The organism is Dactylosporangium sp. NPDC049742, from assembly GCF_040674675.1.
In the GTDB taxonomy this organism is placed as follows: domain Bacteria; phylum Actinomycetota; class Actinomycetes; order Mycobacteriales; family Micromonosporaceae; genus Dactylosporangium; species Dactylosporangium maewongense.
The window spans coordinates 42,578-63,461 of record NZ_JBFANF010000043.1 but is presented as its reverse complement, the minus strand read 5'-3'; the positions used below and the strand labels follow the sequence as shown (position 1 = coordinate 63,461).

Here is a 20,884-nt window from a genome sequence, read left to right as displayed (position 1 = left end):
TCGCCGTTTGGTCAGTCGATGGTGGCCGCATGCACGGTCGCCGACCTCATGGTGACGGCATGCGGATCGCGATCGTCACCGAATCGTTCCCGCCCGATGTGAACGGCGTCGCCCACTCCGTCGTACGGGTCGCCGAACACCTCGTCGCGCGAGGCCACGAGCCCCTCGTGATCGCCCCTCAGCCCTCCTCCGGGGCGCGGTCGGTCACCGGCGCCTTCCCGTACGAGATCATCCGGGTCCCCTCGGTCGCCACCCCCGGCTACGGGACCTTCCGGCTCGGCCTGCCCAGCCGGCGGCTCGCCGCCGCCCTGCGGGCCCACCGCACCGACCTGGTCCACCTGGCCAGCCCGTTCGTGCTCGGCGCCCGCGGCATGACGGTCGCCGCGTCGCTCGGCCTGCCGACCGTCGCCGTGTACCAGACGGACGTCCCCGCCTACGCCCGCCTGTACTACCACTCCGGCCTCGGCGAGCAGGCCGCGTGGCGGTGGCTGCGCCGCATCCACAACGCCGCCGACCGGACCCTCGCGCCGTCCACCGCCGCCGCCACGGCCCTGCACAGCCACGGCATCGAGCGGGTCTGGCTGTGGCGCCGCGGCGTCGACGCCGCCCGCTTCGACCCCGGCCGCCGCAGCGCCGCCCTCCGCCGGGCGCTGCTGGGCAACGATCGGTCCGTGCTCGTCGGCTACGTCGGCCGGCTCGCCGTGGAGAAGCGCGTCGACCTGCTCGCGCCGCTGAGCCGCATCCCCGGCGTCCGCGTCGTGGTCGTCGGCGACGGCCCGGCCCGCGCCGCCCTGGAGCGCGCCATGCCCGGCGCCGCCTTCCTCGGCGAGCGCCGCGGCGACCAGCTCGCCCGGCTCTACGCCAGCCTCGACGTGTTCGCCCACACCGGGCCCTTCGAGACGTTCGGCCAGACGGTCCAGGAAGCCCTCGCGTCGGGTGTACCGGTGGTCGCCCCCGCCCAGGGCGGCCCGCTCGACCTCGTGGACGACGGCCGCACCGGGCTGCTCGTGCCGCCCTGCGACGCGCTGGCGCTGCGCGACGCGGTCACCGACCTGGTCGCCGACCCCGAGCGCCGGCAGGCGATGGGCCTCGCCGCCCGCGTCGCGGTCGCGGCCCGCAGCTGGTCGGCGGTCGGCGACGAGCTGATCCGGCACTACACCTCCGTCGTCCCGGTGACCGTGCCGGCGGTGTCCGCGTGAGGATCGTCCGCCTGGCGAACTTCGTCATGCCCCGGTCCGGCGGTCTCCGCACCGCCCTGCGCGCCCTCGGCGAGGGCTACGTCGCCGCGGGTCACGAGTCGATTTTGATCGTGCCCGGCGAGGAGCACTCCGACGTGTCCGACGCGCAGGGCCGGGTGATCACGCTGCCCGGCCCGGTCGTGCCCGGCACCGGCGGCTACCGGGTGCTCATCCACCGGCGCCGCCTCGCCAAGCTCCTCGACCGTCTCCAGCCCGACCGGCTGGAGGTCTCCGACCGGTTCACGCTGCGCTGGACCGGCCGCTGGGCCCGCGACCGGGGCATCCCCGCCGTCATGGTGTCGCACGAGAGCCTCGCCGGGCTGCTCAGCTTCGCCGGGCCGGTCGGGGCGGCCTGCGCGGACCTGCTCAACGCCCGCAGCCACCGCGCCTACGACCAGATCCTGTGCACCACCGCCTGGGCCGCGGCCGAGTTCGACCGGATCGGCGCCGGCAACCTCGTCCGCGTCCCGCTCGGCGTCGACCTCGGCCTGTTCCACCCCTCGCGGGCGTCGCCGGCGCTGCGCGCACAGTTCGCGGCCCCCGGCCAGGTGCTGCTGGTGCACTGCGGCCGGCTCTCGACCGAGAAGCGCCCCGAACGCTCCGTCGAAGCCCTCATCGCCCTGCGCGCCCAGGGCGTCGACGCGGTCCTGGTCGTCGCCGGCGACGGGCCGCTGCGTCCCCGGCTGCAGGAGCTGGCCCAGGGACACGCGGTGCACTTCATGCAGTTCGTCGCCGACCGCACCGCCGTCGCCTCGCTCCTCGCCACCGCCGACGTGGTCCTCGCCCCCGGCCCGATCGAGACGTTCGGCCTCGCCGCGCTGGAAGCCCTCGCCTGCGGGACACCCGTCGTCGTGTCCTCGGCATCGGCCCTGCCCGAAGTCATCGGCGGCGCCGGAGCGGCCGTCCTGTCGGATTTTTCGGCCGGTGTACTGGAGGTGCTGGCCCGACCCGCGGACGAGCGCCGGCGGGCCGCCCGGGACCGCGCCGAGCGGTACTCCTGGCCGGCGGCCGTCGCCGGATTCCTCGCCGTGCACGACGTCCCCGTCTCGGCGAGTGTGCCGTGAGCGTCTTCGTCGCGCTCGGCGACTCCACCACCGTCGGCTTCGGGGACCGGATGCCCGACGGCTCCTGGCGCGGCTGGGCACCGATCCTCGCCGCCGCGCTCGGCGCCCGGCTGCACAACATCGCCCGCAGCGGCGCCCAGAGCGCCGACGTCGTCACCGAACAGCTGCCCCGCGCCCTCGACCTGCGCCCCGACGTCGCCGCCGTCCTCGTCGGCACCAACGACACGCTGCGCAGCCCGTTCGACGCCGCCCGGGTCGCCCGCAACCTGGAGCGCACCGTCGCCGCCCTCCGCGCGACTGGCGCCGAGGTCCTCACCATCCGGCTGCCGGACCCGGGCCGCATGTTCGGGCTGCCCGGCCCCCTGGCCCGCCCGCTCGCCCGGCGGATGCGCGACCTGAACGCCGCCGCGGACCTCGTCGCCGCCCGGCACGCCACCGTACACTTCGACGCCGCGAGCAACGCCGACTCGTACGACCGCCGCATGTGGAGCGTCGACCGCCTCCATCCGAGCGAGCGGGGGCACCGCTTCCTCGCCTGCTCGTTCTACGACCTGCTCGCGGCCCGCCTCGGCGGCGGCATCGGCACCCGCCCCGACCCGGCGCCGAGCAGCCCGCCACCGACCCGCACCGCGCAGGCGTGGTGGATGGCGACTCAGGGCACCCGCTGGATGATCCGCCGCTCGACGGACCTGCTGCCGGGCCTGTTCGGCCTGGCCGTCACGGAGCTGTTGCGCCGCGACGCCGGCAACCTGTCCGCCGACCTCGCGCCCGAGCTCCCCCCGGGGCTGTCGCTGCCCGACCGGGTGGTTTGACTAGGCTGGACGCATGGCTCGTCCGGATGCTCGCGCAGCAGATCAACTTCGGCCCGTATCGATCACCCGCCAGTGGAGCATGCACCCGGAAGGGTCGGTGCTCATCGAGTTCGGCAACACCCGGGTGCTGTGCACGGCCAGCGTCACCGAAGGGGTGCCCCGCTGGCGGAAGGGTTCCGGACTGGGCTGGCTCACCGCCGAGTACGCGATGCTGCCCCGCGCCACCACGACCCGCAACGACCGCGAGAGCGTCAAGGGCAAGATCGGCGGCCGTACCCACGAGATCTCCCGCCTCATCGGCCGCAGCCTCCGCGCCTGCATCGACCTCAAGGCCCTCGGCGAGAACTCGATCGTCCTCGACTGCGACGTCCTGCAGGCCGACGGCGGCACCCGCACCGCCGCCATCACCGGGGCCTACGTCGCCCTCGCCGACGCCGTCGCCTACCTGGCCGCCAACAAGAAGCTCGCCGGTAAGCCCGCGCAGGTCCTGCACCGCTCCGTGGCCGCCGTCAGCGTCGGCATCATCGCCGGCGAGCCGCGCCTCGACCTCTGCTATGAAGAGGACGTCATCGCCGACGTCGACATGAACGTCGTCTGCACCGGCGCCGGCGACTTCGTCGAGGTCCAGGGCACCGGCGAGCAGGCCGTGTTCTCGCGCGCCGAGCTCGACCTCCTCGTCGACCTGGGCGCCCTCGGCTGCGCCGAGCTCACCACCCTCCAGCAGAAGGCGATCGCCGGATGAAGCTGCTGCTCGCGACCCGCAACCAGAAGAAGCTCGTCGAGCTGCGCCGCGTCCTCGCCGAGGCCGCGCCGCACGTCTCGCTGGTCGGCCTCGACGACGTGCCCCCGTATCCGGAGTCCCCGGAGACCGGCCTCACCTTCGAGGAGAACGCCCTGCTCAAGGCCCGCGAGGCGGCCACCATCACCGGCCTGCCCAGCGTCGGCGACGACTCCGGCCTGGCGGTCGACGCCCTCAACGGCATGCCCGGCGTCTTCAGCGCCCGCTGGTCCGGCCTGCCCAGCGGCACGCCCGACCGCGACGGCGCCAACCTCCGCCTCGTCCTGGCCCAGGTCGCCGACGTCCCCGACGAGCACCTGGGCGGCGCCTTCGTCTGCGCCGCCGCCCTCGTCTGGCCCGACGGCCGCGAGCAGGTCTTCCGCGGCGAGATGCCCGGCCACCTGATCAGGTCCCCCCGCGGCGACGGCGGCTTCGGCTACGACCCGATCTTCGTCGCCGCCGGCTACGAGCTGACCACCGCCGAGCTTCCCCCCGCCGAGAAGGACGCCATCAGCCACCGCGGCAAGGCCTTCCGCGCCCTGGCCGCCACCCTCTGACCCACCCGTCCTCACCCGCGTGAGCGGCAGGAACCCCCGGATGCTCCGGCACCCCGGCACCCCGGCACCCCGGCGCTTCCTGCCGCTCCGCCCGAGGCGGGTCTGTCGCGCGCCGGTGCCTGGCGCTGGACGGTCAGGGGCTGCTCGCAGCATGCGGCGGACGTCCTGGCGGCTGCGCCACCACTCAGGTCGGCGCCGACTGATCGCCGGCACGGCGGTTCTGCGCCCGGCCGCCATCCTTGGGTCGGTGCGCCGTCTGATCGCCGGCACGGCGGTTCTGCGCCTGGCCGCCATTCTCGGGTCGGTGCGCCGTCTGATCGCCGGCACGGCGGTTCTGCGCCTGGCCGCCATTCTCGGGTCGGCGCGCCGTCTGATCGCCGGCATGGCGGTTCCGCGGCCTGGTTCCGCACGCCTTCGCCGCTCCGGCCGCACACGCCTCCCTCATGCGTCGGAAGGTCCTGCCGCGCGCGTTGGTCGGAGCGGGCACATCGCATCGTGCGCCGCCCCGACCCGTGCCCGACCGCGCCGCAGACAGCGCCGGCGACGGCCGGAAGGTGCTCACACGTCAGGCCAGGGTGCCGACCTCCTGCTCGATGGCGGTGCGCAGGGCGGGGCCAGAGACGGTCGCCCGCACCGCCTCCAGGACCGGGGCGAGGAACACGTCAGGGCCCGGCCCGCCGGCGTGCTCCTCGACCGCGGCCATCGCGATCCTGCCCGCCACCGACGGGGTGAGCGGAGCGCGCAGCTGCAGCCCCCGTACCGCGGACAGCAGCTCGACCGCGAGGATGCTGCACAGGTTGTCCAGGACGGTGCGGAGCTTGCGGGTCGCGGCCCAGCCCATCGAGACGTGGTCCTCCTGCATGCCCGACGTGGGCAGGGAGTCGACGCTGGCCGGGGACGCGAGGCGCCGGTTCTCCGCGACGATGCCCGCCGCCGTGTACTGCGCGATCATCAGCCCCGAGTTGACCCCCGCGTCGGGCGTGAGGAACGGCGGCAGGTCACGCGACCGGCAGACGTCGAGCATGCGGTCGACGCGGCGTTCGGCGATCGCGCCCACCTCGGCGGCGGCGATCGCGAGGAAGTCGGCGGCGAACCCGAGCGGCGCCCCGTGGAAGTTGCCCGTCGACTCGACCCGGCCGTCGGTGAGGACGACGGGGTTGTCGACGATCGAGCGCAGTTCGCGGGCGGCGACCGTCGTCGCGAACTCGAGCGTGTCGCGGGCGGCGCCGGCGACCTGGGGCGCGCACCGCATCGAGTACGCGTCCTGCACGGCGTGCTCATGGTCGTCGCGGTGCGAGTCCATGATCGGCGAGTCCTGCAGCAGGCGGTGCAGGTTGGCGGCGGAGGCGGCCTGCCCGGGGTGCGGGCGGATCGTGTGCAGCTCGGGCATGAACGGCCGGTCCGACCCCAGCATCGCCTCGATCGACAGCGCGGCGGTGACGTCGGCCATCGTGAACAGGTGGGCCGCGTCGGCGATCGCCATCAACAGCATGCCGAGCATGCCGTCGGTACCGTTGATCAGCGCCAGGCCCTCCTTCGACGACAGGGCGATCGGGCTGACCCCCGCGTCGGTGGCGCTGATCCTGGCACCGTCCTTGGCGAGCACCCAACCCTCGCCGATGAGCACGAGGGCGCAGTGCGCCAGGGGCGCGAGGTCCCCGGACGCGCCCAGCGAGCCGTGCTCCGGCACCCATGGCGTGATGTCCGCGTTCAGCAGGCCGACCAGGGCGGACGCGACTTCCGGCCGTACCCCGGAACGCCCCATGGCAAGGGACCTGATGCGCAGCAGCATCATCGCCCGCACCACCTCCCGCGGCATGGGCGCGCCGATGCCGGCGGCGTGGGAGCGGATCAGGGCGTGCTGCAGCTCGGCGCGCCGCTCCGGCGCGATGAACGTGTTGGCGAGCGCGCCGAAGCCGGTCGAGACGCCGTACACCGGCCGGCCGTCACGCTCGATGGCGTCGACGATCGACCGGCTGGTGCGCATCGCGTCGAGCGCGTCCTGCGCGAGGGTCACCCGCGCGTTGCCCCGGGCGACCGCGATGAGGTCGGCGGGGGTGATGCCTGAAGCGGTGACGGTGATCAAACCAGCTCCCCATTGAGCATGACGGTGGATACGAGGGGCACACCCGGCCGGTACGCCAGGTGCAGGAACGACGGTGCGTCGAGGATCGCGAGGTCGCCGCGCGCGCCGACCCGCAGCTGCCCGACGTCGTCGCGGCGCAGTGCGGCGGCACCGCCGGCGGTGGCCGCGAACAGCGCTTCGGCCGGCGTCATCGCCATCTCCCGCACGGCCAGCGCCACGCAGAACGGCATCGACGTCGTGTACGACGAGCCCGGGTTGCAGTCCGTGGCGAGCGCGACCGTCGCGCCGGCGTCGAGCAGCGCCCGCGCCGGCGGGTACGGCGACCGGGTCGAGAACTCCGCCCCCGGCAGCAGCGTCGCCACCGTCGCGGACCCGGCGAGCGCGTCGATGTCCTCGGGCGCGAGGTGCGTGCAGTGGTCGGCGGACGCGGCCCCGAGCTCGACGGCCAGCCGCACCCCCGGCCCGGCGGTCAGCTGGTTGGCGTGGATCCTGGTGCCGAGCCCCGCGGCGGCGCCGACGGTCAGGATCGCGCGGGAGTGATCAGCGTCGAACGCCCCCCGCTCGCAGAACACGTCGACCCACCGCGCCCCGGCGCCCCTGGCGGCGCTCAGCATCGGACCGCACACGAGGCTCACGTAGTCGTCGGTCCGCCCCGCGTACTCGGCCGGCACCACGTGCGCCCCCAGGAACGTCGTCTCGGCGCTGAACTCCCGCGCGATCCGCAACGACCGCGCCTCGTCGGCGACCGTCAACCCGTACCCAGACTTGATCTCCATCGTGGTGGTGCCCTGCCGCAGCGCCTCCTGCCGCAGCCGCGCCACGTTGGTCCGCAGCTGCTCGTCACCGGCCGCCCTGGTCGCCCCGACCGTCGTGCGGATGCCGCCGCCCGTGTACGGCTCACCCGCCATCCTGGCGGCGAACTCCCCGGCCCGGTCACCGGCGAACACCAGGTGCGCGTGGCTGTCGACGAACCCGGGCACGACCGCACCCCCGCCCGCGTCCACCCGCCCGTCAGCCGGCGGCGCGTCGGCCGCCCGGCCGATCCACGCCACCTTGCGATCGTCGACCACGAGCGCCGCCTGCCGCCTGATCCCGAGCGGCCCCTCACCCTGCCCCGGCACGCACGTGACCAGCTCACCGATGTTGGTGACGAGCATCGACCTCATCCCCGCCCCCCGATCCCCACGCCGCCGACACTCCGCACGGTGCGACGACCACCGCCCAGCCCACCGGCGCCGGGCGTCGCTCCCACGGCTGCCCTGACCGGCGCGCCGGCTCGGCCTGTGCTGAGGCTGGCGTCGGACGCTGCCCTGACCGGCGTGATGGTTCGGCCTGTGTTGAGGCTGGCGTCGGGCGCTGCCGTGACCGGCGTGGCGGCTCGGGCTGTGCTGAGGCTGGCGTCGGGCGCTGCCGTGACCGGCGTGGCGGCTCGGGCTGTGCTGAGGCTGGCGGTGGACGTCGCCGTGACCGCTGCCCCGATCGGCGTGGCGGTCCGGGCTGCGCCGAAGCCGGTGACGGTCGTCGCCCTCGTCGCTGGAGACCGCCGCCGTCGACCTACGCGGGTCGCGGTTCCCCGCCCTGGGCGGTCAGGCGCCGGCCGCCCGCCGATCGCAGCGGACGCTGGCGCGCCGGCCAGCGCTGCGCCGACAACGGACGCGGTGGGGCGGGTGCCGTCACAGGCGACGACACGGCTGTCCACGGCGACGACGCGGCTGGCGACGACGCGGCTGACGACGGCGGCGTGGCGGCTGGTGGTGGCAGTCTCGGTGAGGCTCGCGGCGGCGGGTTCGCTGCTGTGGGTGGAGTTGGTGGCGGATGTGGAGGTCATCGCCGGCTGCCGGTGAGTGTGGTGTGGAGGGCGTCGGTCAGGGCGGCGCCGACGTCGGGGACGGTGAGGTGGGCGCCGTCGCGGACGACGACGCGGCCGTCGGTGACGACGTGGCGGACGTCGGCGGCGGTCGCGGCGAACATGACGGCGGCCGGGTCGCAGCCGGCGGTGCGGGGGGAGGCCAGCGAGACCGTGACGAGGTCGGCGCGGGCGCCGGGGGCGATGGTCCCCGCGTCGGTCCAGCCGAGGGCGGCATGGCCGGTGGCGGTCGCGGCGGTGATCAGGTCGGCGCCGGTGAAGTGGCCGCGGTGCTCGGTGTGCAGGCGCTCGTGCATCTCGACGCCGCGCGCCTCCTCGAACGGGTCGATCACGGCGTGGCTGTCGCTGCCGAGCGACAGCGGGCTGCCCGCGTCGGTCAGCGAGCGGGCGTGGCCGATGCCGTCGGCGAGGTCCCGCTCGGTGGTGGGGCAGAAGCACACCCCGGTGCCGGAGTCGCCCAGCTCGGTGCGGTCGGTGTCGGTGAGGTGGGTCGCGTGGACGGCGGTCACCCGCGGCCCGGTCAGCCCGCGGTCGGCGAGCAGCTCCGTGGGGGTGCGGCCGTGGACCGCCAGGCAGGCATCGTTCTCCGCGCGCTGCTCCGACAGGTGTACGTGCACCGGCACCCCCTCGGTGTGCCCGGCGAGCTCGGTGAGCGCCGCCGCCGGAACGGCCCGCACGCTGTGTGCCGCGGCGCCGATCTTCGCGTGCGGTCGTGCGGCGAGCCGGCCGACGCGGTCCGCCCAGCCGTCGACGCCGGCGTCGCCGAAGCGGCGCTGGACCCCTTCCAGCGGCCGGCCGTCGACGCTCGACGTCAGGTACAGCGTGTCGAGCAGCGTGATCCTGATGCCGGCGTCGGCGGCCGCGGCGATCAGCGCCTCGCCCATCGCGTTGGGCTCGTCGTAGGGAGTGCCGCCGGGGCCGTGGTGCAGGTAGTGGAACTCGCCGACGCAGGTGATGCCGGCCAGGGCCATCTCGGCGTACACGGCCCGGGCGAGCCGGTGGTAGGAGTCGGGGTCCAGCGCGCCGGCCACCGCGTACATCTGCTCGCGCCACGTCCAGAACGTGCCCCGCCCCCCGTGCGTCCGCCCGCGCAGCGCCCGGTGGAACGCGTGCGAGTGCGCGTTGGCGAACCCGGGTAGCGTCACCCCCGGCAACCAGACCACGTCGAGCCCGGCGGCCAGCGGCACGCCGGGGGTGACCGTGGTGAACCGCCCGTCGGCCACCTCGATCAGCACGTCGGCCGCGAGGCCGTCCGCGAGCCAGGCCCACTCGCAGTGGAAGCGCGGTGGGGCGGTGGAAGGGCTCATTGGCACAGCCGGGCCAGGAGGTCGGTGAGCTTCTCGACGCCGGCCGCACAGTCGGCGTCCGTGGCCGACTCCTGCGGGGCGTGCGAGATGCCGGTCGGGTTGCGGACGAAGAGCATGGCGGTGTCGACGTGCTTCGACAGGACGCCCGCGTCGTGGCCGGCGGCGGTCGGCAGGACCGGGACGCCGAGCTCCAGCGCCGCCAGGCGGCTGACGTCGCCGGCGAAGGCGACCTCCCCGGTCACCGACTCGGCGTGCAGGGCGACGTGGGTGCCGTCGTGCATGGCGCGCTGCTCGGCGCGCTGGCGGATCGCGTTGACGAGCCGGTCGAGGGTGTCGGTGTCGGCGGCGCGCGCGTCCAGCCACGCCGAGGCGCGGGCGGCGATCGCGTTGGTCGCGTTGGGTGCGACGTCGACCCGGCCGACCGTGGCGTGGGCGCCGTGCGACCGGGCGGCCTCGTCGGCGGCGAGGACGGTGTGCGCGAGGGTGAGCATCGGGTCGTGCCGGTCGAGCATCCGGGTCGTGCCGGCGTGGTTGCCCTCGCCGGAGAAGTCGAGCCGGTAGCGCCCGTGGGGCCAGATCCCGCTCGCCACCCCGACCGGGGCGTCGAGCACGTCGAGGGCGCGGCCCTGCTCGACGTGCAGCTCGACGAAGGCGCCGATGCGGGCCAGCCGGTCGGGGTCGGGGCCGAGCGTGTCGACGTCGAGGCCGGCCTTGCCCATCGCCTCGGCCAGGTGGATCCCGTCGCGGTCCTGCAGCCGCAGCGCCTGCGCCGGGTCGAAGGCGCCGGTGAGCAGGCGGGAGCCGAGGCACGGCACGCCGAAGCGGGCCCCCTCCTCCTCGGTGAAGACCACCACGGCCAGGGGGCGGGTGGGCGTGACGCCCCGCTCGCGGAGCCGGTCGATGGCGAGCAGCCCGGAGACGACGCCGAGCGGCCCGTCATAGCCGCCGCCGTGCGGCACCGAGTCGAGGTGGCTGCCGGTGACGACGGCGCCTTCGCCGTCGGGGGCGCCCCACCAGGCCCACAGGTTGCCGTTGCGGTCGACCTCCACCTCCAGGTCGCGGTCGATCGCCTCCTCGACGAACCACTCCCGGCACACCATGTCGGCGTCCGTCCACGAGTGCCGCAGGTAGCCGCCGTCGCCGCCGGCGATGCCGATGGGGCTGAGCGAACCCCACAGCGCCGCGAACCGCTCACCGGTCATCGTCATGACGTCTCTCCCATCGGCACCCGCAGCCCCGTCTGCCCGGCGACCTCGGTGGCCTCGTCATAGCCGGCGTCGACGTGCCGGAGCACGCCCATCGCCGGATCGTTGGTCAGGACCCTGGCGAGCTTCTGCGCGGCGAGCTCGGTGCCGTCGGCGACGGAGACCTGCCCGGCGTGGATCGAGCGGCCGATCCCGACGCCGCCGCCGTGGTGGATCGACACCCACGACGCGCCGGAGGCGGTGTTGACCAGCGCGTTGAGCAGGGGCCAGTCGGCGATCGCGTCGGAGCCGTCGCGCATCGCCTCGGTCTCCCGGTAGGGCGAGGCGACGGAGCCGGTGTCGAGGTGGTCGCGGCCGATCACCAGCGGCGCCTCGACGGTGCCGTCGGCGACCATCTCGTTGAACCTCAGGCCGGCCTTGTCGCGCTCGCCCTGCCCGAGCCAGCAGATCCTGGCGGGCAGCCCCTGGAACGCGACCCGCTCGCCGGCCATACGGATCCAGCGGTGCAGCGAGTCGTTGTCGGGGAAGAGGTCGAGCACGGCCCGGTCGGTGGCGGCGATGTCGGCCGGGTTGCCCGACAGGGCGGCCCAGCGGAACGGGCCCTTGCCCTCGCAGAACAGCGGCCGGATGTACGCCGGGACGAAGCCGGGGAACGCGAACGCCCGGTCGAACCCACCCAGCTGCGCCTCGCCGCGGATCGAGTTGCCGTAGTCGAAGACCTCGGCGCCCCGGTCGAGGAACCCGACCATCGCCTCGACGTGGCGGGCCATCGAGTGGCGGGCCCGCTCGGTGAACTCCTCGGGCTTCTTCGCCGCGTAGTCGGCGGCGTCGCCGGGGTCGACCCCGCTCGGCACGTAGGACAGCGGGTCGTGGGCGGAGGTCTGGTCGGTGACGATGTCGACCGGCACACCCATGCGCAGCAGCTCGGGCAGCAGCAGCGCGGCGTTGCCGACGACGCCGACCGACAGCGCCCGCCGGGCGATCTGCGCCTCGACCGCGAGCCGCACGCCTTCCTCGAGCGAGTCGGCGATGACGTCGAGGTAGCGGGTCGCGACCCGCCGCTCCAGGCGCGTGCGGTCGACGTCGACGATCAGGCAGGCGCCACCATTCATCGTGACGGCGAGCGGCTGGGCGCCGCCCATGCCGCCGCAGCCCGCGGTGAGCGTCAGCGTGCCGGCGAGGGTGCCGCCGAAGCGCTTGGCCGCCACCGCCGCGAACGTCTCGTAGGTGCCCTGCAGGATGCCCTGGGTGCCGATGTAGATCCAGGAGCCGGCGGTCATCTGCCCATACATGGTCAGGCCGAGCGCTTCGAGGCGCCGGAACTCGGGCCAGGTCGCCCAGTCGCCGACGAGGTTGGAGTTGGCGATCAGCACCCGCGGCGCCCACTCGTGGGTCTGCAGCACGCCGACCGGGCGGCCGGACTGCACCAGCATCGTCTCGTCGGGCGCCAGCGTCGTGAGCGTGCGCACCAGCGCACGGAACGACGGCCAGTCGCGCGCCGCCTTGCCCGTGCCGCCATAGACGACCAGGTCCTGCGGCCGCTCGGCGACGTCGGGATCGAGGTTGTTCATCAGCATGCGCAGCGCGGCTTCCTGCTGCCAGCCCCGGGCCGTCAGCGTGGTGCCGCGAGGGGCACGGACCGTCTCCATCGAACTCCTCGGGTTAGGGCAGGAAGACCTGGCGGGTGGCGGCGGCCCGCTCGAATGCCTCGAGTCGGGCCTGGCTCTCGGTCGGCGCGGCGTCGCACATGGCCTGCAGCAGCATCGTCACCATCGCCGTCGGTGCGCTGTGGGAGTCGAACACCAGCCGCGACCCGACGGCCGCGGGCAGGACGATGTCGGACTCGGCGGCGGCGGGGCTGACCGGCGAGTCCGTGACGGTCACGATGGTGAGACCGGCGGCGCGTGCCTCCCGCAGCGCGTCGACCGCCTCGCGCGGATACCGGGGCAGCACAAACGCCAGCATCGCAACTGCGCCCGCCGCGCGTGCCTGATCCAGCCGATCCGCCAGCAGACTGCCGTGCTCGTGCAGCGGGCGCACGTCGGGGTGGACCTTCGCGGCGAAGTAGGTGAACGCCGTCGCCAGGGCGCGGGCGGCCCGCATGCCGAACACGGGCAGTGGCCGGCTGCCGATGAGCACCCGGCCCGCCTCGGCGAGCGGCTTGGGGTCGGCGAGCGTGTCGGCGAGGCGCTGCAGGTTGGCGATCTCGGCGCCCAGCGCCTGCTGGAACTGGTTGGTCTCGGTCTCGACCGGCTCGTCGTCGCGGGGCGGGCGGTGCTGGTAACCGTCGAACGTGACCCGGATCTCGTCGCGGAGCGCGTGATATCCGTCGAAGCCCAGCGCCGTGGCGAACCTGGTGACCGACGGCTGGCTCACCCCGGCGAGCGTGGCCACGTCGCCGCTGGACAGATAGCCCGCCTGGCCCGCGTTGTCGACCAGGCAGCGGGCGATGCGCCGCTGGGCAGGCGTGAGCCGCTGCCCGTCGAACAGCTCCAGCAGTCGCCGCTCCATCTCCGAAGTCACCGCCCGAATGTAAGAGTACATTCATGATCGAGTCAAGCGCATCAACTCATTCATAGTGTTGCCTAACCACGGGGTCGGCGTGCGACGCTCGCGGCGTGCGGTTGACCTACCTGGCTACCTACCCCGTCAAGAGCTGCTATCGAGTGGAGGCGGGCTCCGCCGAGGTGGAGCCGTGGGGGCTGGCCGGCGACCGCCGCTGGCTCGTCGTCGACGGCGACGCGAAGCTCGTCACCCAGCGGGACACCCCGGCCCTCGGGCGCATCCGGCCCGAGCCACGCGACGGCGGGCTGACACTGCGGGCGCCCGGCGCCCCGGACCTGTGGGTTCCGTCGCCGCGAGGCGCCACCACGGACGTCCGGCACTTCTCCCGGTCGATCGCCGCCACACCGGCCGGGGAGGCCGCCGACCGGTGGATCTCCGGCGTGATCGGCCGCCCCGTCAGCCTCGTCTGGCTCGACGACCCGACCCGCCGCCCGGTCGAGCCCGGCTACAGCGAGCCCGGCGACCGGGTCAGCTTCGCCGACGGCTTCCCGCTGCTGCTGGCCAACGCGGCCTCGCTCGACGCCGTCAACGACTGGCTGGTCGAGGGCGGCGACGAGCCCGTCGGGATGACCCGCTTCCGGCCCAACGTGGTCGTCGGCGGCGCGCCCGCCTGGGCCGAGGACACCTGGATCGGCAGACGGGTCGTCATCGGCGACGTGTCGTTCCGGGTGCCGAAGGCGTGCAGCCGCTGCGTCCTGACCACCATCGACCCGGAGACCGGCGAGAAGGGCCGCCAGCCGCTGCGCGTGCTCGGCGAGCGCCGCCGCTTCCCGGAAGGCCTGCTGTTCGGCGTCAACCTCATCCCGGACCACGAGGGCAAGATCGCTGTGGGCGACGAGGTGATCGTGGCAAAACGGACCCGGCGGGGCGGGTGACGGGTCATGATCAAGGGGTGACGCCCCTGCGGGTCCGGCCCCACCTCGCCGAGATCCTCGACCGGACCGGGCACGTGGTACTGACGTTCAGCGTGCTCGGCAACCTGCTGCCCGAGCCCGAGGCCGTCGCCCGGCAGATCCGCGAGATGCTGCTCGACACCGGCCACCAGATGTCGATCATGGTCGGCGTGAGCGGCAACCCGTTCGACATGCTGGCCGAGGCGTACACCGCGGGCGAGGACCTCGGCAGGCGCGCCGAGCAGCTCGTCCACGACGCGGAGCTCGACGCGGCCGGGCGGGCGCCGATCACGGCCGGCGCGCCCGCCCTCCTCGAGGCCTGCCGCGCCACCGGCCGCGCCGTCACCGTCTACGCACCGCACAGCGAGTCGGCGGTGGGCCGCTTCCTGCAGCACCACGGCCTGCGCGCCCTGGTCGGGCCGGCACTGGGCCGGGGATTCGCGATGCGACATCCCGCCATCCGCACGATGGCTCCGGTACTGGAGGCGATCGGCGCCCACCCGGGCGAGACGGCGGTCGTGTGCGCGACCTTCTCGGCCATGTCCGCCACGCAGCGGGCCGGCGCCCACGCCATCGGCGTCGAACGCATCCGCGAGCCCCGCAAGATGCTGCACGGCGGCGAGGGCAGCAACGCCGTCGTGCAGTCGCTGACCCATCTCGCCGACGCCGTCAGGGCCCGCGCCGTGTGAGGCGGCGCCTCTGGTAGAACAACGCCCGTGTCGTTTCTGCTGTGGTCGGGACAAGCGATCGGGCACCGCCGCGCCGGCGTCGGCGCCCTCGTGGCGGTGGCCTGCGCCGCCGCGGCCGTGACGCTCTTCCCGGAGCACCCGTTCGACCGGCCGAAGACCCTGGCGGCCGCAATGCTGCTGTTCGTCGCCGCGCTCGCCGCCCTGGTCTGGGCCGCCGCGATGGCGCACGTCAGCGTGCAGATCAGCATGTACAACGTCCGCATCCGGCACGGGCTGCTGCCGATGCCGCCGATCCAGGTGCCGCTGCGCATGGTCAACAGCCTGCGCGCCGTCGACGTGCAGTCCAGCCTCGCCCAGCGATGGGGGTGGACCTGGATTCCCGGTCGCGGCCGGGCCGTCATCGTACGGTCAGGGCCGGCGCTCCTGTTCGACTTCGCCGGTCGCCAGTTCACGGTCAGCGTCGACGACCCCGACGAGGCCGAGGCGGCCCTGAACCGGATGCGCAGCAGCGCCCGCTGACGCCGGAATTGGTGAAGCCCGGGGAGTATCCATCCCCGGGCCTCGATTTGCCGCCCAATTGCACACACCGGCACGTTTAAGGTCGCAGATCAGCTTGAAGGCGTCGCGCTCTGCGATTGAGCTATCGGGCCGTGCTTGGAGGCCCGAACGGGAGTTGAACCCGTAGCCTCGACGACGAGGTCTGCGATCGGTCGATCCGGTGTTGAGCGGCGAATGCTCAGACTGGAGCGAGAAGTTGAGTTTGTGTTTCGGCTCCCGCGGCCGCCTCTGCCATTGGGCTACGCCGTCATGAGTGACGGCGGAAGGAATCGAACCTCCACATTGACACCGCGCGCACCTGTCAAACTGAGCCTCAGGTTCAGTCTGCGCTCCTTGCGCACCACCGATCCTAGTCGTCAGGAGAAGAGGAAGCGAAACACTTTCTCGCCGGCCTCCTGCTGCACGACCTCCGCGCCGTTGGCCTCCTCGCGGGCGAACTTCACCGCGGCCTGGAGCTTCTCGACCCGCTCCACCAGCTCGTTGACCCGCTGGGCGGGCAGCGCGCCGGAGAACTTCACGGTCTTCCAGTAGCCGATCACGACGTCCTCGTAGTACACCTCGACCTGCGCCGGGTGCTTCTCCGTGGCCTCGGCCTTCACGTGGTTGCGCGGGATCTTCTTGGTCCGGGTGGTCTGCGTCGGCTCGGTCGCATAGCAGTCCGCGGAGGCGTCATACACCCACGACTCGGACGCGTCGAGCACCGGCAGCTTCCGCACGAACGTCAGCAGGTCGACCAGCTGCTTCTCCAGGAACAGCAGGTAGGACACCGGCACGTCCCGCAGCAGCGGCGTGCCGTCGACGACGACGTCGGCGCGGGCGACGCAGTTGGTCCAGTCCTTCGTCGCGGTGACGTCGAAGAGCCGGGTCAGGATGGTGGCGGTCTGCCGCAGGATCTCGTCGGCCTTGACCTGAACGCGGGTGGACTCGGGCGGCAGCTGCTCGCCCTCCTCGTCCTTCGGGCGGTAGGTGCGCGCGATGCCCGCGAGCAGGGCGGGCTTCTGCAGCACGTGGTGCGCGTCGGTCAGTTCCTGGAAGGAGCGCGACTTGACGCCCTTCTCGACCGCGATGATCTGATTCAGCTTCGTCATGATGCGGCCGAGTGTACGAGCCGGGTACGACGAAATTCATCCGAGATAAACGTGGGGCCGGTGAGAGTCGAACTCACACTGGCACGGACCTAAACCGTGTGCCTCTGCCATTGGGCTACGGCCCCATGTGCGAACCGGGCATCACTCTACTCAGGCGAGGCGCGTGATCTCGACGGTGACCCCGAGATGTTTGCTCGGCGCGCCGTGATAGACGCCGCGCAGCGGCGGAACGTCGTCGTAGTCGCGGCCCCGGGCGACCACCACGTGCCGCGGGCCGACCGGGATCCCGTTCGTGGGATCGAAGCCGGTCCAATCGCCGGTCCACCATTCGACCCAGGCGTGGCTCTGCCCCGCGACCGTCTCGCCGATCTCCGCCTCGGCCTTCGGGTGCAGGTAGCCCGACACGTACCGGGCCGGCACGCCCCTGGCCCGCAGCAGCCCGACCGTGAGGTGCGCGATGTCCTGGCAGACCCCCTTGCGCAGCTTCCACGCCTCCTGGGCGCTCGTCTGCACGCCGGTGGATCCCGGCACGTAGGCGACGTTCTCCCGTACCCAATGCGACAACGCCTCGGCGGAGGCCTTCGGCGACCTGCCGGCGACCGCGTCCCACGCCTCGGCGGCGAGGTCGGCGTCGACGGCCGTGAGTGGGCGCTCCGTCAGCAGCTCCGCGTGGGTGTCGAGGACCGCGTCGGCGGCCAGCTCCGACCAGCCGAGGTCGACGACCGGCCGGGGCGGCGGCGTCACCTCGACGAGGCTGCTGGACACGACCCGTAGCTGCTGGTGCGGCCGGTGCAGGTCGAACGCGGTCACCTGCGTCGCCCAGTAGTCGTGATACCGGTAGGTCGTCGCCCCCGGCGTGACCTCGACCTGGCTGAACAGCGTGGTCTGCCAGGGCAGCGTCAGCGGGGTCAGCCGCGCCTCGTTGTAGGACGCGGAGACGGTGCCCGCGTACCGGTAGCCGGTGACATGCCTGATCTTGAGACGCCAACTCATGATCCACCCCATGCGACGGTGCCCCAGGTGACGGGGGTTGACTGCGGGAAGTAGCGGGCCGTGATCGCCGCGCTGGCCGTGGCGCAGGTCTGTTGCAGCGCCCGCAGGTGCTGCGGCAGCTCCGCCAGGAGGGTCGCGGTGTCGGCGTACTCGAGCCGGGTGCGGATCTGCCCGATCGGCCGGCGCGCAGCGTCGGTGACGCCGGCCCGCTCGGTCGTCGGTGCCAGCTCGCGCAGGCACTGCTCGGCGGTGCCCAGCGCGTGCAGCGCCGACCGCGGGAACAACCGGTCCAGCAGCAGGAACTCCGTGACCCGCTGCGGGTCGAACGTGCCGCCGTGGGTGCGCAGGAACGCCTCGTCGGCGCCGCAGGAGCGCAGCACGGTCCGCCAGCCCGTGATCTCGTCCGTGGTGTTGGTCTGGATCGACAGCAGCCGCGCGGTCATGTCGACGCGTTCCAGGCTGCGCCCCAGCACGAGGAACCGCCATCCGTCGTCGCGGCTCATCGTGGATTCGGCCAGCCCAGCCAGTACCGCCGAACGCTCCCGAACGAAGCTGAGGAACACGGTCGGTCCGAGCCGCTCGGCCGCCACCCGCCGGGACGCGAGCGTGTGCCAGGTGACGTTGAGGCACTCCCACATCTCGCTGGAGATCGTCTCGCGGACACCGCGCGCGTTGTCACGGGCGGCGACGATCGCGCCGGAGATCGCGCTCGGGTCCTCCGCGTCGAACGCGAGCAGCTCCAGCACGTCACCCGTGGTGATCCGCCGGTCCTGCGGCGCGGGCGCGCCGAGCACCGACATCAGCGTCCGGCACGCGGCGTCCTCGTCGGCCCACGGGTCCTCCAGGAGCCGGCCGAGAAACGCGTCGAGGATGCGGGCGGTGTCGTCGGCGCGCTCGACGTAGCGGCCGATCCAGAACAGGGACTCCGCGATGCGGCTGAGCACGGCCCCTCCTACTGTTGCTGCTGCTGTTGACCGGCGAGCTGCGCGGCGGCCGGGCCGGAGTCGCGGGGCCCGCCACCGGCCTCACGCGGCTCTGGCAGTTTGTGTTTCTGCGGTACTGACGGCGCGGGGTCGGTCGGGTGCGCGAGCACCCAGGTGTCCTTGGAACCGCCGCCCTGACTGGAGTTGACGACCAGCGCGCCCTCCGGCAGCGCGACGCGGGTCAGGCCGCCGGGCACCAGCCAGATCTCGTCGCCGTCGTTGACCGCGAACGGCCGCAGGTCGATGTGGCGCGGCGCGACCCGGTCACCGAGCAGCGTCGGCGACGTCGACAACGCCACCGGCCGCTGCGCGATCCAGCCCCGCGGGTCCCCCTCGACCTGCGTCCTGAGCGCGGCGAGGGTCTCGTCCGACGCCTGCGGGCCGATCACGATGCCCTTGCCGCCCGCGCCGTCGACCGGCTTCAGCACGAGCTGGTCGAGCCGGCCGAGCACGTCGTGGAGGACCTCCGGGTCGCGGTCGTCCAGCCGGTACGTCTCGACGTTGTCGATGAGTGGCTCCTCCGACAGGTAGTACCGGATGAGGTCCGGCACGTACGTGTAGACGAGCTTGTCGTCGGCGACGCCGTTGCCCACCGCGTTGGCGAGCGTGACCTGACCCGCGCGGGCCGCGTTGACGATGCCCGGGCAGCCGATCACCGAGTCGGGCCGGAAGTGCAGCGGGTCGATGAACTCGTCGTCGACCCGCCGGTACACCACATGGACCGGCCGCTCGCCCTGCGTGGTGCGCATCCGGACCCGGTTGCCGCTGCAGACGAGGTCGCGCCCCTCCACCAGCTCCACGCCCATGAGCCGGGCGAGCAGCGCGTGCTCGAAGTAGGCGGCGTTGTAGACGCCCGGCGTCAGCACGACCACCGTGGGGTCCTCCACGCCCTCCGGCGCCGCGGCCCGCAGCGCCGCCAGGAGCCGGGCCGGGTAGTCGTCGACCGGCCTGACCCGCGCCTCGGCGAACAACGCCGGCATCGTGTGGGTCAGGGCGCGGCGGTTCTCGATCACGTACGACACCCCGGACGGGATGCGCAGGTTGTCCTCCAGGACGCGGAACCTGCCCTCCTCGTCCCGGATCAGGTCGACGCCGCTGATGTGCACGCGGACCCCGTTGGCCGGCTCGATGCCGTGCGCCTGACGGTGGAAGTGCGCGCTGGTGGTGATCAGCTTCCGGGGCACGACGCCGTCGGCGAACACGCGGCCGGCGCCGTAGATGTCGGCGAGGAACGCCTCGAGTGCCTTGACCCGCTGCTGCACGGCCGCGGTCAGCAGGTCCCACTCGTGGGCGTCGAGGATCCGGGGGATCAGGTCCAGCGGGAAGGGACGCTCCTCGCCCGCATAGGCGAACGTGACCCCCCGGTCCGTGAAGACCCGGGCCAGCTGATCGGCGCGGAACCTCAGGTCGGCCGGGGCCAGCGGCTGCAGCGCGGCGAACAGCGACCGGTACGGCGACCGCGGCAGGCCGGGGCGCTCGAACATCTCGTCCCACGCCTCGAACATGGCCCCGGACATCGAATAGTCGTCGAAGATGTCCGCCATGGCGAGAGGCTAGGCACGGCCCGTTTCAGCCGCATTACCGATGTGTTTGCGCGACGCGTCAGTCCAGTCCGAGGTCCCGGCGGAGCTTCGCCACGTGTCCTGTGGCCTTCACGTTGTACAGCGCGCGCTCGATCTGACCCTTCTCGTCGATGACGAAGGTCGAGCGGATCACGCCCAGCACCGTGCGGCCGTAGTTCTGCTTCTCGCCGAACGCGCCATATGCCTTGAGGACCGCCCGGTCCGGGTCCGACACGAGCGGGAACGTGATCGCGTCGCGCTCGCGGAACTGGGCCAGCTTCGCCGGGGAGTCCGGCGAGATGCCGACGATCTCGTAGCCGGCGGCCTTGAGCGAGGCGAGATTGTCACGGAAGTCGCACGCCTGCTTGGTGCAGCCGGGCGTCATCGCCGCCGGATAGGCATAGAGGACGACCTTGCGCCCCCGGAGGTCGGCGAGCGACAGGGGCTCATCGCGATCCGTCTGCAGCGTGAAATCGGGAGCGGTGTCACCCGGCTCCAGGCGTGTGGTCGTCATGGTCCGGCACTCTATCGCGCGGCGGTGACATCCATGACGGCGCATAGCGTTGCGTCCCGGCGACGTGACGGATCGTATAAACCCGACCCCCGCAGCAGCATCTCCGAGAAATTCGCGAAATCATG

At 73.2% G+C, this 20,884-nt stretch carries 20 protein-coding genes and 2 tRNA genes; 9 read left to right on the top strand and 13 right to left on the bottom strand.

Features of this window, described 5'->3' with window-relative positions; translation table 11 throughout:
• The first annotated feature begins 59 nt into the window (after positions 1-59).
• From AB0J72_RS39130 to rdgB, 5 genes are read left to right on the top strand one after another with little or no spacing between them, the layout of a single operon-like run.
• Positions 60-1,199, top strand: a complete 1,140-nt coding sequence (locus tag AB0J72_RS39130; RefSeq protein ID WP_363408441.1) for a glycosyltransferase family 1 protein — start codon at positions 60-62, stop codon at positions 1,197-1,199.
• Entirely contained in the window at positions 1,196-2,302 is a 1,107-nt protein-coding gene (locus AB0J72_RS39125) for a glycosyltransferase (RefSeq protein WP_363408438.1), read from the top strand. Before AB0J72_RS39130 ends, AB0J72_RS39125 begins: the two co-directional genes overlap by 4 nt.
• On the top strand, positions 2,299-3,114 hold the full coding sequence (locus AB0J72_RS39120; protein WP_363408435.1) for an SGNH/GDSL hydrolase family protein: 816 nt from the start codon (positions 2,299-2,301) through the stop codon (positions 3,112-3,114). Before AB0J72_RS39125 ends, AB0J72_RS39120 begins: the two co-directional genes overlap by 4 nt.
• 13 nt (positions 3,115-3,127) lie before the next feature.
• Complete coding sequence (gene rph, locus AB0J72_RS39115) at positions 3,128-3,856, top strand: ribonuclease PH (RefSeq protein ID WP_344501522.1); 729 nt, start codon at positions 3,128-3,130, stop codon at positions 3,854-3,856.
• Positions 3,853-4,449, top strand: a complete 597-nt coding sequence (gene rdgB, locus AB0J72_RS39110; protein WP_344501521.1) for an RdgB/HAM1 family non-canonical purine NTP pyrophosphatase — start codon at positions 3,853-3,855, stop codon at positions 4,447-4,449. The genes rph and rdgB overlap by 4 nt, the downstream gene beginning before the upstream one ends.
• A 565-nt stretch (positions 4,450-5,014) precedes the next feature.
• Here rdgB and hutH read toward each other — a convergent pair.
• Together hutH and hutI are read right to left on the bottom strand one after the other, a co-directional pair.
• Positions 5,015-6,535 carry a histidine ammonia-lyase gene (gene hutH, locus AB0J72_RS39105; protein ID WP_363408430.1) on the bottom strand — a complete coding sequence of 507 codons (1,521 nt, stop codon included), beginning with the start codon at positions 6,533-6,535 and terminating at the stop codon, positions 5,015-5,017.
• Positions 6,532-7,701 (bottom strand): imidazolonepropionase, encoded by a 1,170-nt coding sequence (gene hutI / locus AB0J72_RS39100; protein WP_363408427.1) that lies wholly within the window; start codon positions 7,699-7,701, stop codon positions 6,532-6,534. Before hutI ends, hutH begins: the two co-directional genes overlap by 4 nt.
• A 168-nt stretch (positions 7,702-7,869) precedes the next feature.
• On the opposite strand from hutI, the gene AB0J72_RS39095 reads away from it, so the two are divergent.
• The gene (locus tag AB0J72_RS39095) at positions 7,870-8,379 is read left to right on the top strand and encodes a hypothetical protein (protein ID WP_363408424.1); all 510 of its coding nucleotides are present in this window, start codon (positions 7,870-7,872) and stop codon (positions 8,377-8,379) included.
• Here AB0J72_RS39095 and AB0J72_RS39090 read toward each other — a convergent pair.
• Genes AB0J72_RS39090 through AB0J72_RS39075 form a run of 4 tightly spaced genes read right to left on the bottom strand, consistent with a single transcriptional unit; the run spans position 8,360 to position 13,425 of the window.
• Positions 8,360-9,709 (bottom strand): formimidoylglutamate deiminase, encoded by a 1,350-nt coding sequence (locus tag AB0J72_RS39090; protein ID WP_363408421.1) that lies wholly within the window; start codon positions 9,707-9,709, stop codon positions 8,360-8,362. The two genes, AB0J72_RS39095 and AB0J72_RS39090, sit on opposite strands and share 20 nt — an antisense overlap.
• Entirely contained in the window at positions 9,706-10,911 is a 1,206-nt protein-coding gene (locus AB0J72_RS39085) for an allantoate amidohydrolase (protein WP_363408564.1), read from the bottom strand. The genes AB0J72_RS39090 and AB0J72_RS39085 overlap by 4 nt, the downstream gene beginning before the upstream one ends.
• Before the next feature lie 2 nt (positions 10,912-10,913).
• Positions 10,914-12,563 (bottom strand): urocanate hydratase, encoded by a 1,650-nt coding sequence (hutU, locus tag AB0J72_RS39080; protein WP_363408418.1) that lies wholly within the window; start codon positions 12,561-12,563, stop codon positions 10,914-10,916.
• A 13-nt stretch (positions 12,564-12,576) separates the two neighbouring features.
• Positions 12,577-13,425 carry a MurR/RpiR family transcriptional regulator gene (locus AB0J72_RS39075; protein WP_363408561.1) on the bottom strand — a complete coding sequence of 283 codons (849 nt, stop codon included), beginning with the start codon at positions 13,423-13,425 and terminating at the stop codon, positions 12,577-12,579.
• Between the two features lie 107 nt (positions 13,426-13,532).
• Between AB0J72_RS39075 and AB0J72_RS39070 the strand changes: the two genes are divergently transcribed.
• From AB0J72_RS39070 to AB0J72_RS39060, 3 genes are read left to right on the top strand one after another with little or no spacing between them, the layout of a single operon-like run.
• Complete coding sequence (locus AB0J72_RS39070) at positions 13,533-14,354, top strand: MOSC N-terminal beta barrel domain-containing protein (RefSeq protein ID WP_363408415.1); 822 nt, start codon at positions 13,533-13,535, stop codon at positions 14,352-14,354.
• 17 nt (positions 14,355-14,371) lie between these two features.
• Complete coding sequence (locus AB0J72_RS39065) at positions 14,372-15,061, top strand: hypothetical protein (protein ID WP_363408412.1); 690 nt, start codon at positions 14,372-14,374, stop codon at positions 15,059-15,061.
• Between the two features lie 27 nt (positions 15,062-15,088).
• Positions 15,089-15,580, top strand: a complete 492-nt coding sequence (locus tag AB0J72_RS39060; protein WP_363408409.1) for a hypothetical protein — start codon at positions 15,089-15,091, stop codon at positions 15,578-15,580.
• 136 nt (positions 15,581-15,716) lie between these two features.
• Here AB0J72_RS39060 and AB0J72_RS39055 read toward each other — a convergent pair.
• From AB0J72_RS39055 to bcp, 7 genes are all read right to left on the bottom strand, one after another.
• Positions 15,717-15,865, bottom strand: a tRNA-OTHER gene (locus tag AB0J72_RS39055).
• A gap of 110 nt (positions 15,866-15,975) precedes the next feature.
• Positions 15,976-16,707: a hypothetical protein gene (locus AB0J72_RS39050; protein ID WP_344501512.1), complete on the bottom strand. Its 732-nt coding sequence runs from the start codon at positions 16,705-16,707 to the stop codon at positions 15,976-15,978.
• Positions 16,708-16,759: 52 nt separating this feature from the next.
• Positions 16,760-16,832: transfer RNA gene (locus tag AB0J72_RS39045), tRNA-Leu, on the bottom strand.
• Positions 16,833-16,857: 25 nt separating this feature from the next.
• Complete coding sequence (locus AB0J72_RS39040) at positions 16,858-17,700, bottom strand: transglutaminase family protein (protein ID WP_363408406.1); 843 nt, start codon at positions 17,698-17,700, stop codon at positions 16,858-16,860.
• A complete protein-coding gene (locus AB0J72_RS39035; RefSeq protein ID WP_344501510.1) occupies positions 17,697-18,644 on the bottom strand; it encodes an alpha-E domain-containing protein in 948 nt (315 codons plus the stop codon). The genes AB0J72_RS39040 and AB0J72_RS39035 overlap by 4 nt, the downstream gene beginning before the upstream one ends.
• A gap of 8 nt (positions 18,645-18,652) precedes the next feature.
• Positions 18,653-20,227: a circularly permuted type 2 ATP-grasp protein gene (locus AB0J72_RS39030; RefSeq protein ID WP_363408403.1), complete on the bottom strand. Its 1,575-nt coding sequence runs from the start codon at positions 20,225-20,227 to the stop codon at positions 18,653-18,655.
• A 58-nt stretch (positions 20,228-20,285) separates the two neighbouring features.
• The gene (gene bcp / locus AB0J72_RS39025; protein ID WP_344501508.1) at positions 20,286-20,759 is read right to left on the bottom strand and encodes a thioredoxin-dependent thiol peroxidase; all 474 of its coding nucleotides are present in this window, start codon (positions 20,757-20,759) and stop codon (positions 20,286-20,288) included.
• Positions 20,760-20,884: the final 125 nt, after the last annotated feature.

What these genes read in the sequence shown, in the direction of transcription:
- bcp (WP_344501508.1), bottom strand. Translation starts at nt 20,759, where the DNA reads ATGACGACCACACGCCTGGAGCCGGGTGACACCGCTCCCGATTTCACG.
- hutI (WP_363408427.1), bottom strand. Translation starts at nt 7,701, where the DNA reads ATGAGGTCGATGCTCGTCACCAACATCGGTGAGCTGGTCACGTGCGTG.
- AB0J72_RS39050 (WP_344501512.1), bottom strand. Translation starts at nt 16,707, where the DNA reads ATGACGAAGCTGAATCAGATCATCGCGGTCGAGAAGGGCGTCAAGTCG.
- AB0J72_RS39075 (WP_363408561.1), bottom strand. Translation starts at nt 13,425, where the DNA reads ATGGAGCGGCGACTGCTGGAGCTGTTCGACGGGCAGCGGCTCACGCCT.
- AB0J72_RS39090 (WP_363408421.1), bottom strand. Translation starts at nt 9,709, where the DNA reads ATGAGCCCTTCCACCGCCCCACCGCGCTTCCACTGCGAGTGGGCCTGG.
- hutU (WP_363408418.1), bottom strand. Translation starts at nt 12,563, where the DNA reads ATGGAGACGGTCCGTGCCCCTCGCGGCACCACGCTGACGGCCCGGGGC.
- rph (WP_344501522.1), top strand. Translation starts at nt 3,128, where the DNA reads ATGGCTCGTCCGGATGCTCGCGCAGCAGATCAACTTCGGCCCGTATCG.
- AB0J72_RS39030 (WP_363408403.1), bottom strand. Translation starts at nt 20,227, where the DNA reads ATGGCGGACATCTTCGACGACTATTCGATGTCCGGGGCCATGTTCGAG.
- AB0J72_RS39085 (WP_363408564.1), bottom strand. Translation starts at nt 10,911, where the DNA reads ATGACCGGTGAGCGGTTCGCGGCGCTGTGGGGTTCGCTCAGCCCCATC.
- AB0J72_RS39040 (WP_363408406.1), bottom strand. Translation starts at nt 17,700, where the DNA reads ATGAGTTGGCGTCTCAAGATCAGGCATGTCACCGGCTACCGGTACGCG.
- rdgB (WP_344501521.1), top strand. Translation starts at nt 3,853, where the DNA reads ATGAAGCTGCTGCTCGCGACCCGCAACCAGAAGAAGCTCGTCGAGCTG.
- AB0J72_RS39130 (WP_363408441.1), top strand. Translation starts at nt 60, where the DNA reads ATGCGGATCGCGATCGTCACCGAATCGTTCCCGCCCGATGTGAACGGC.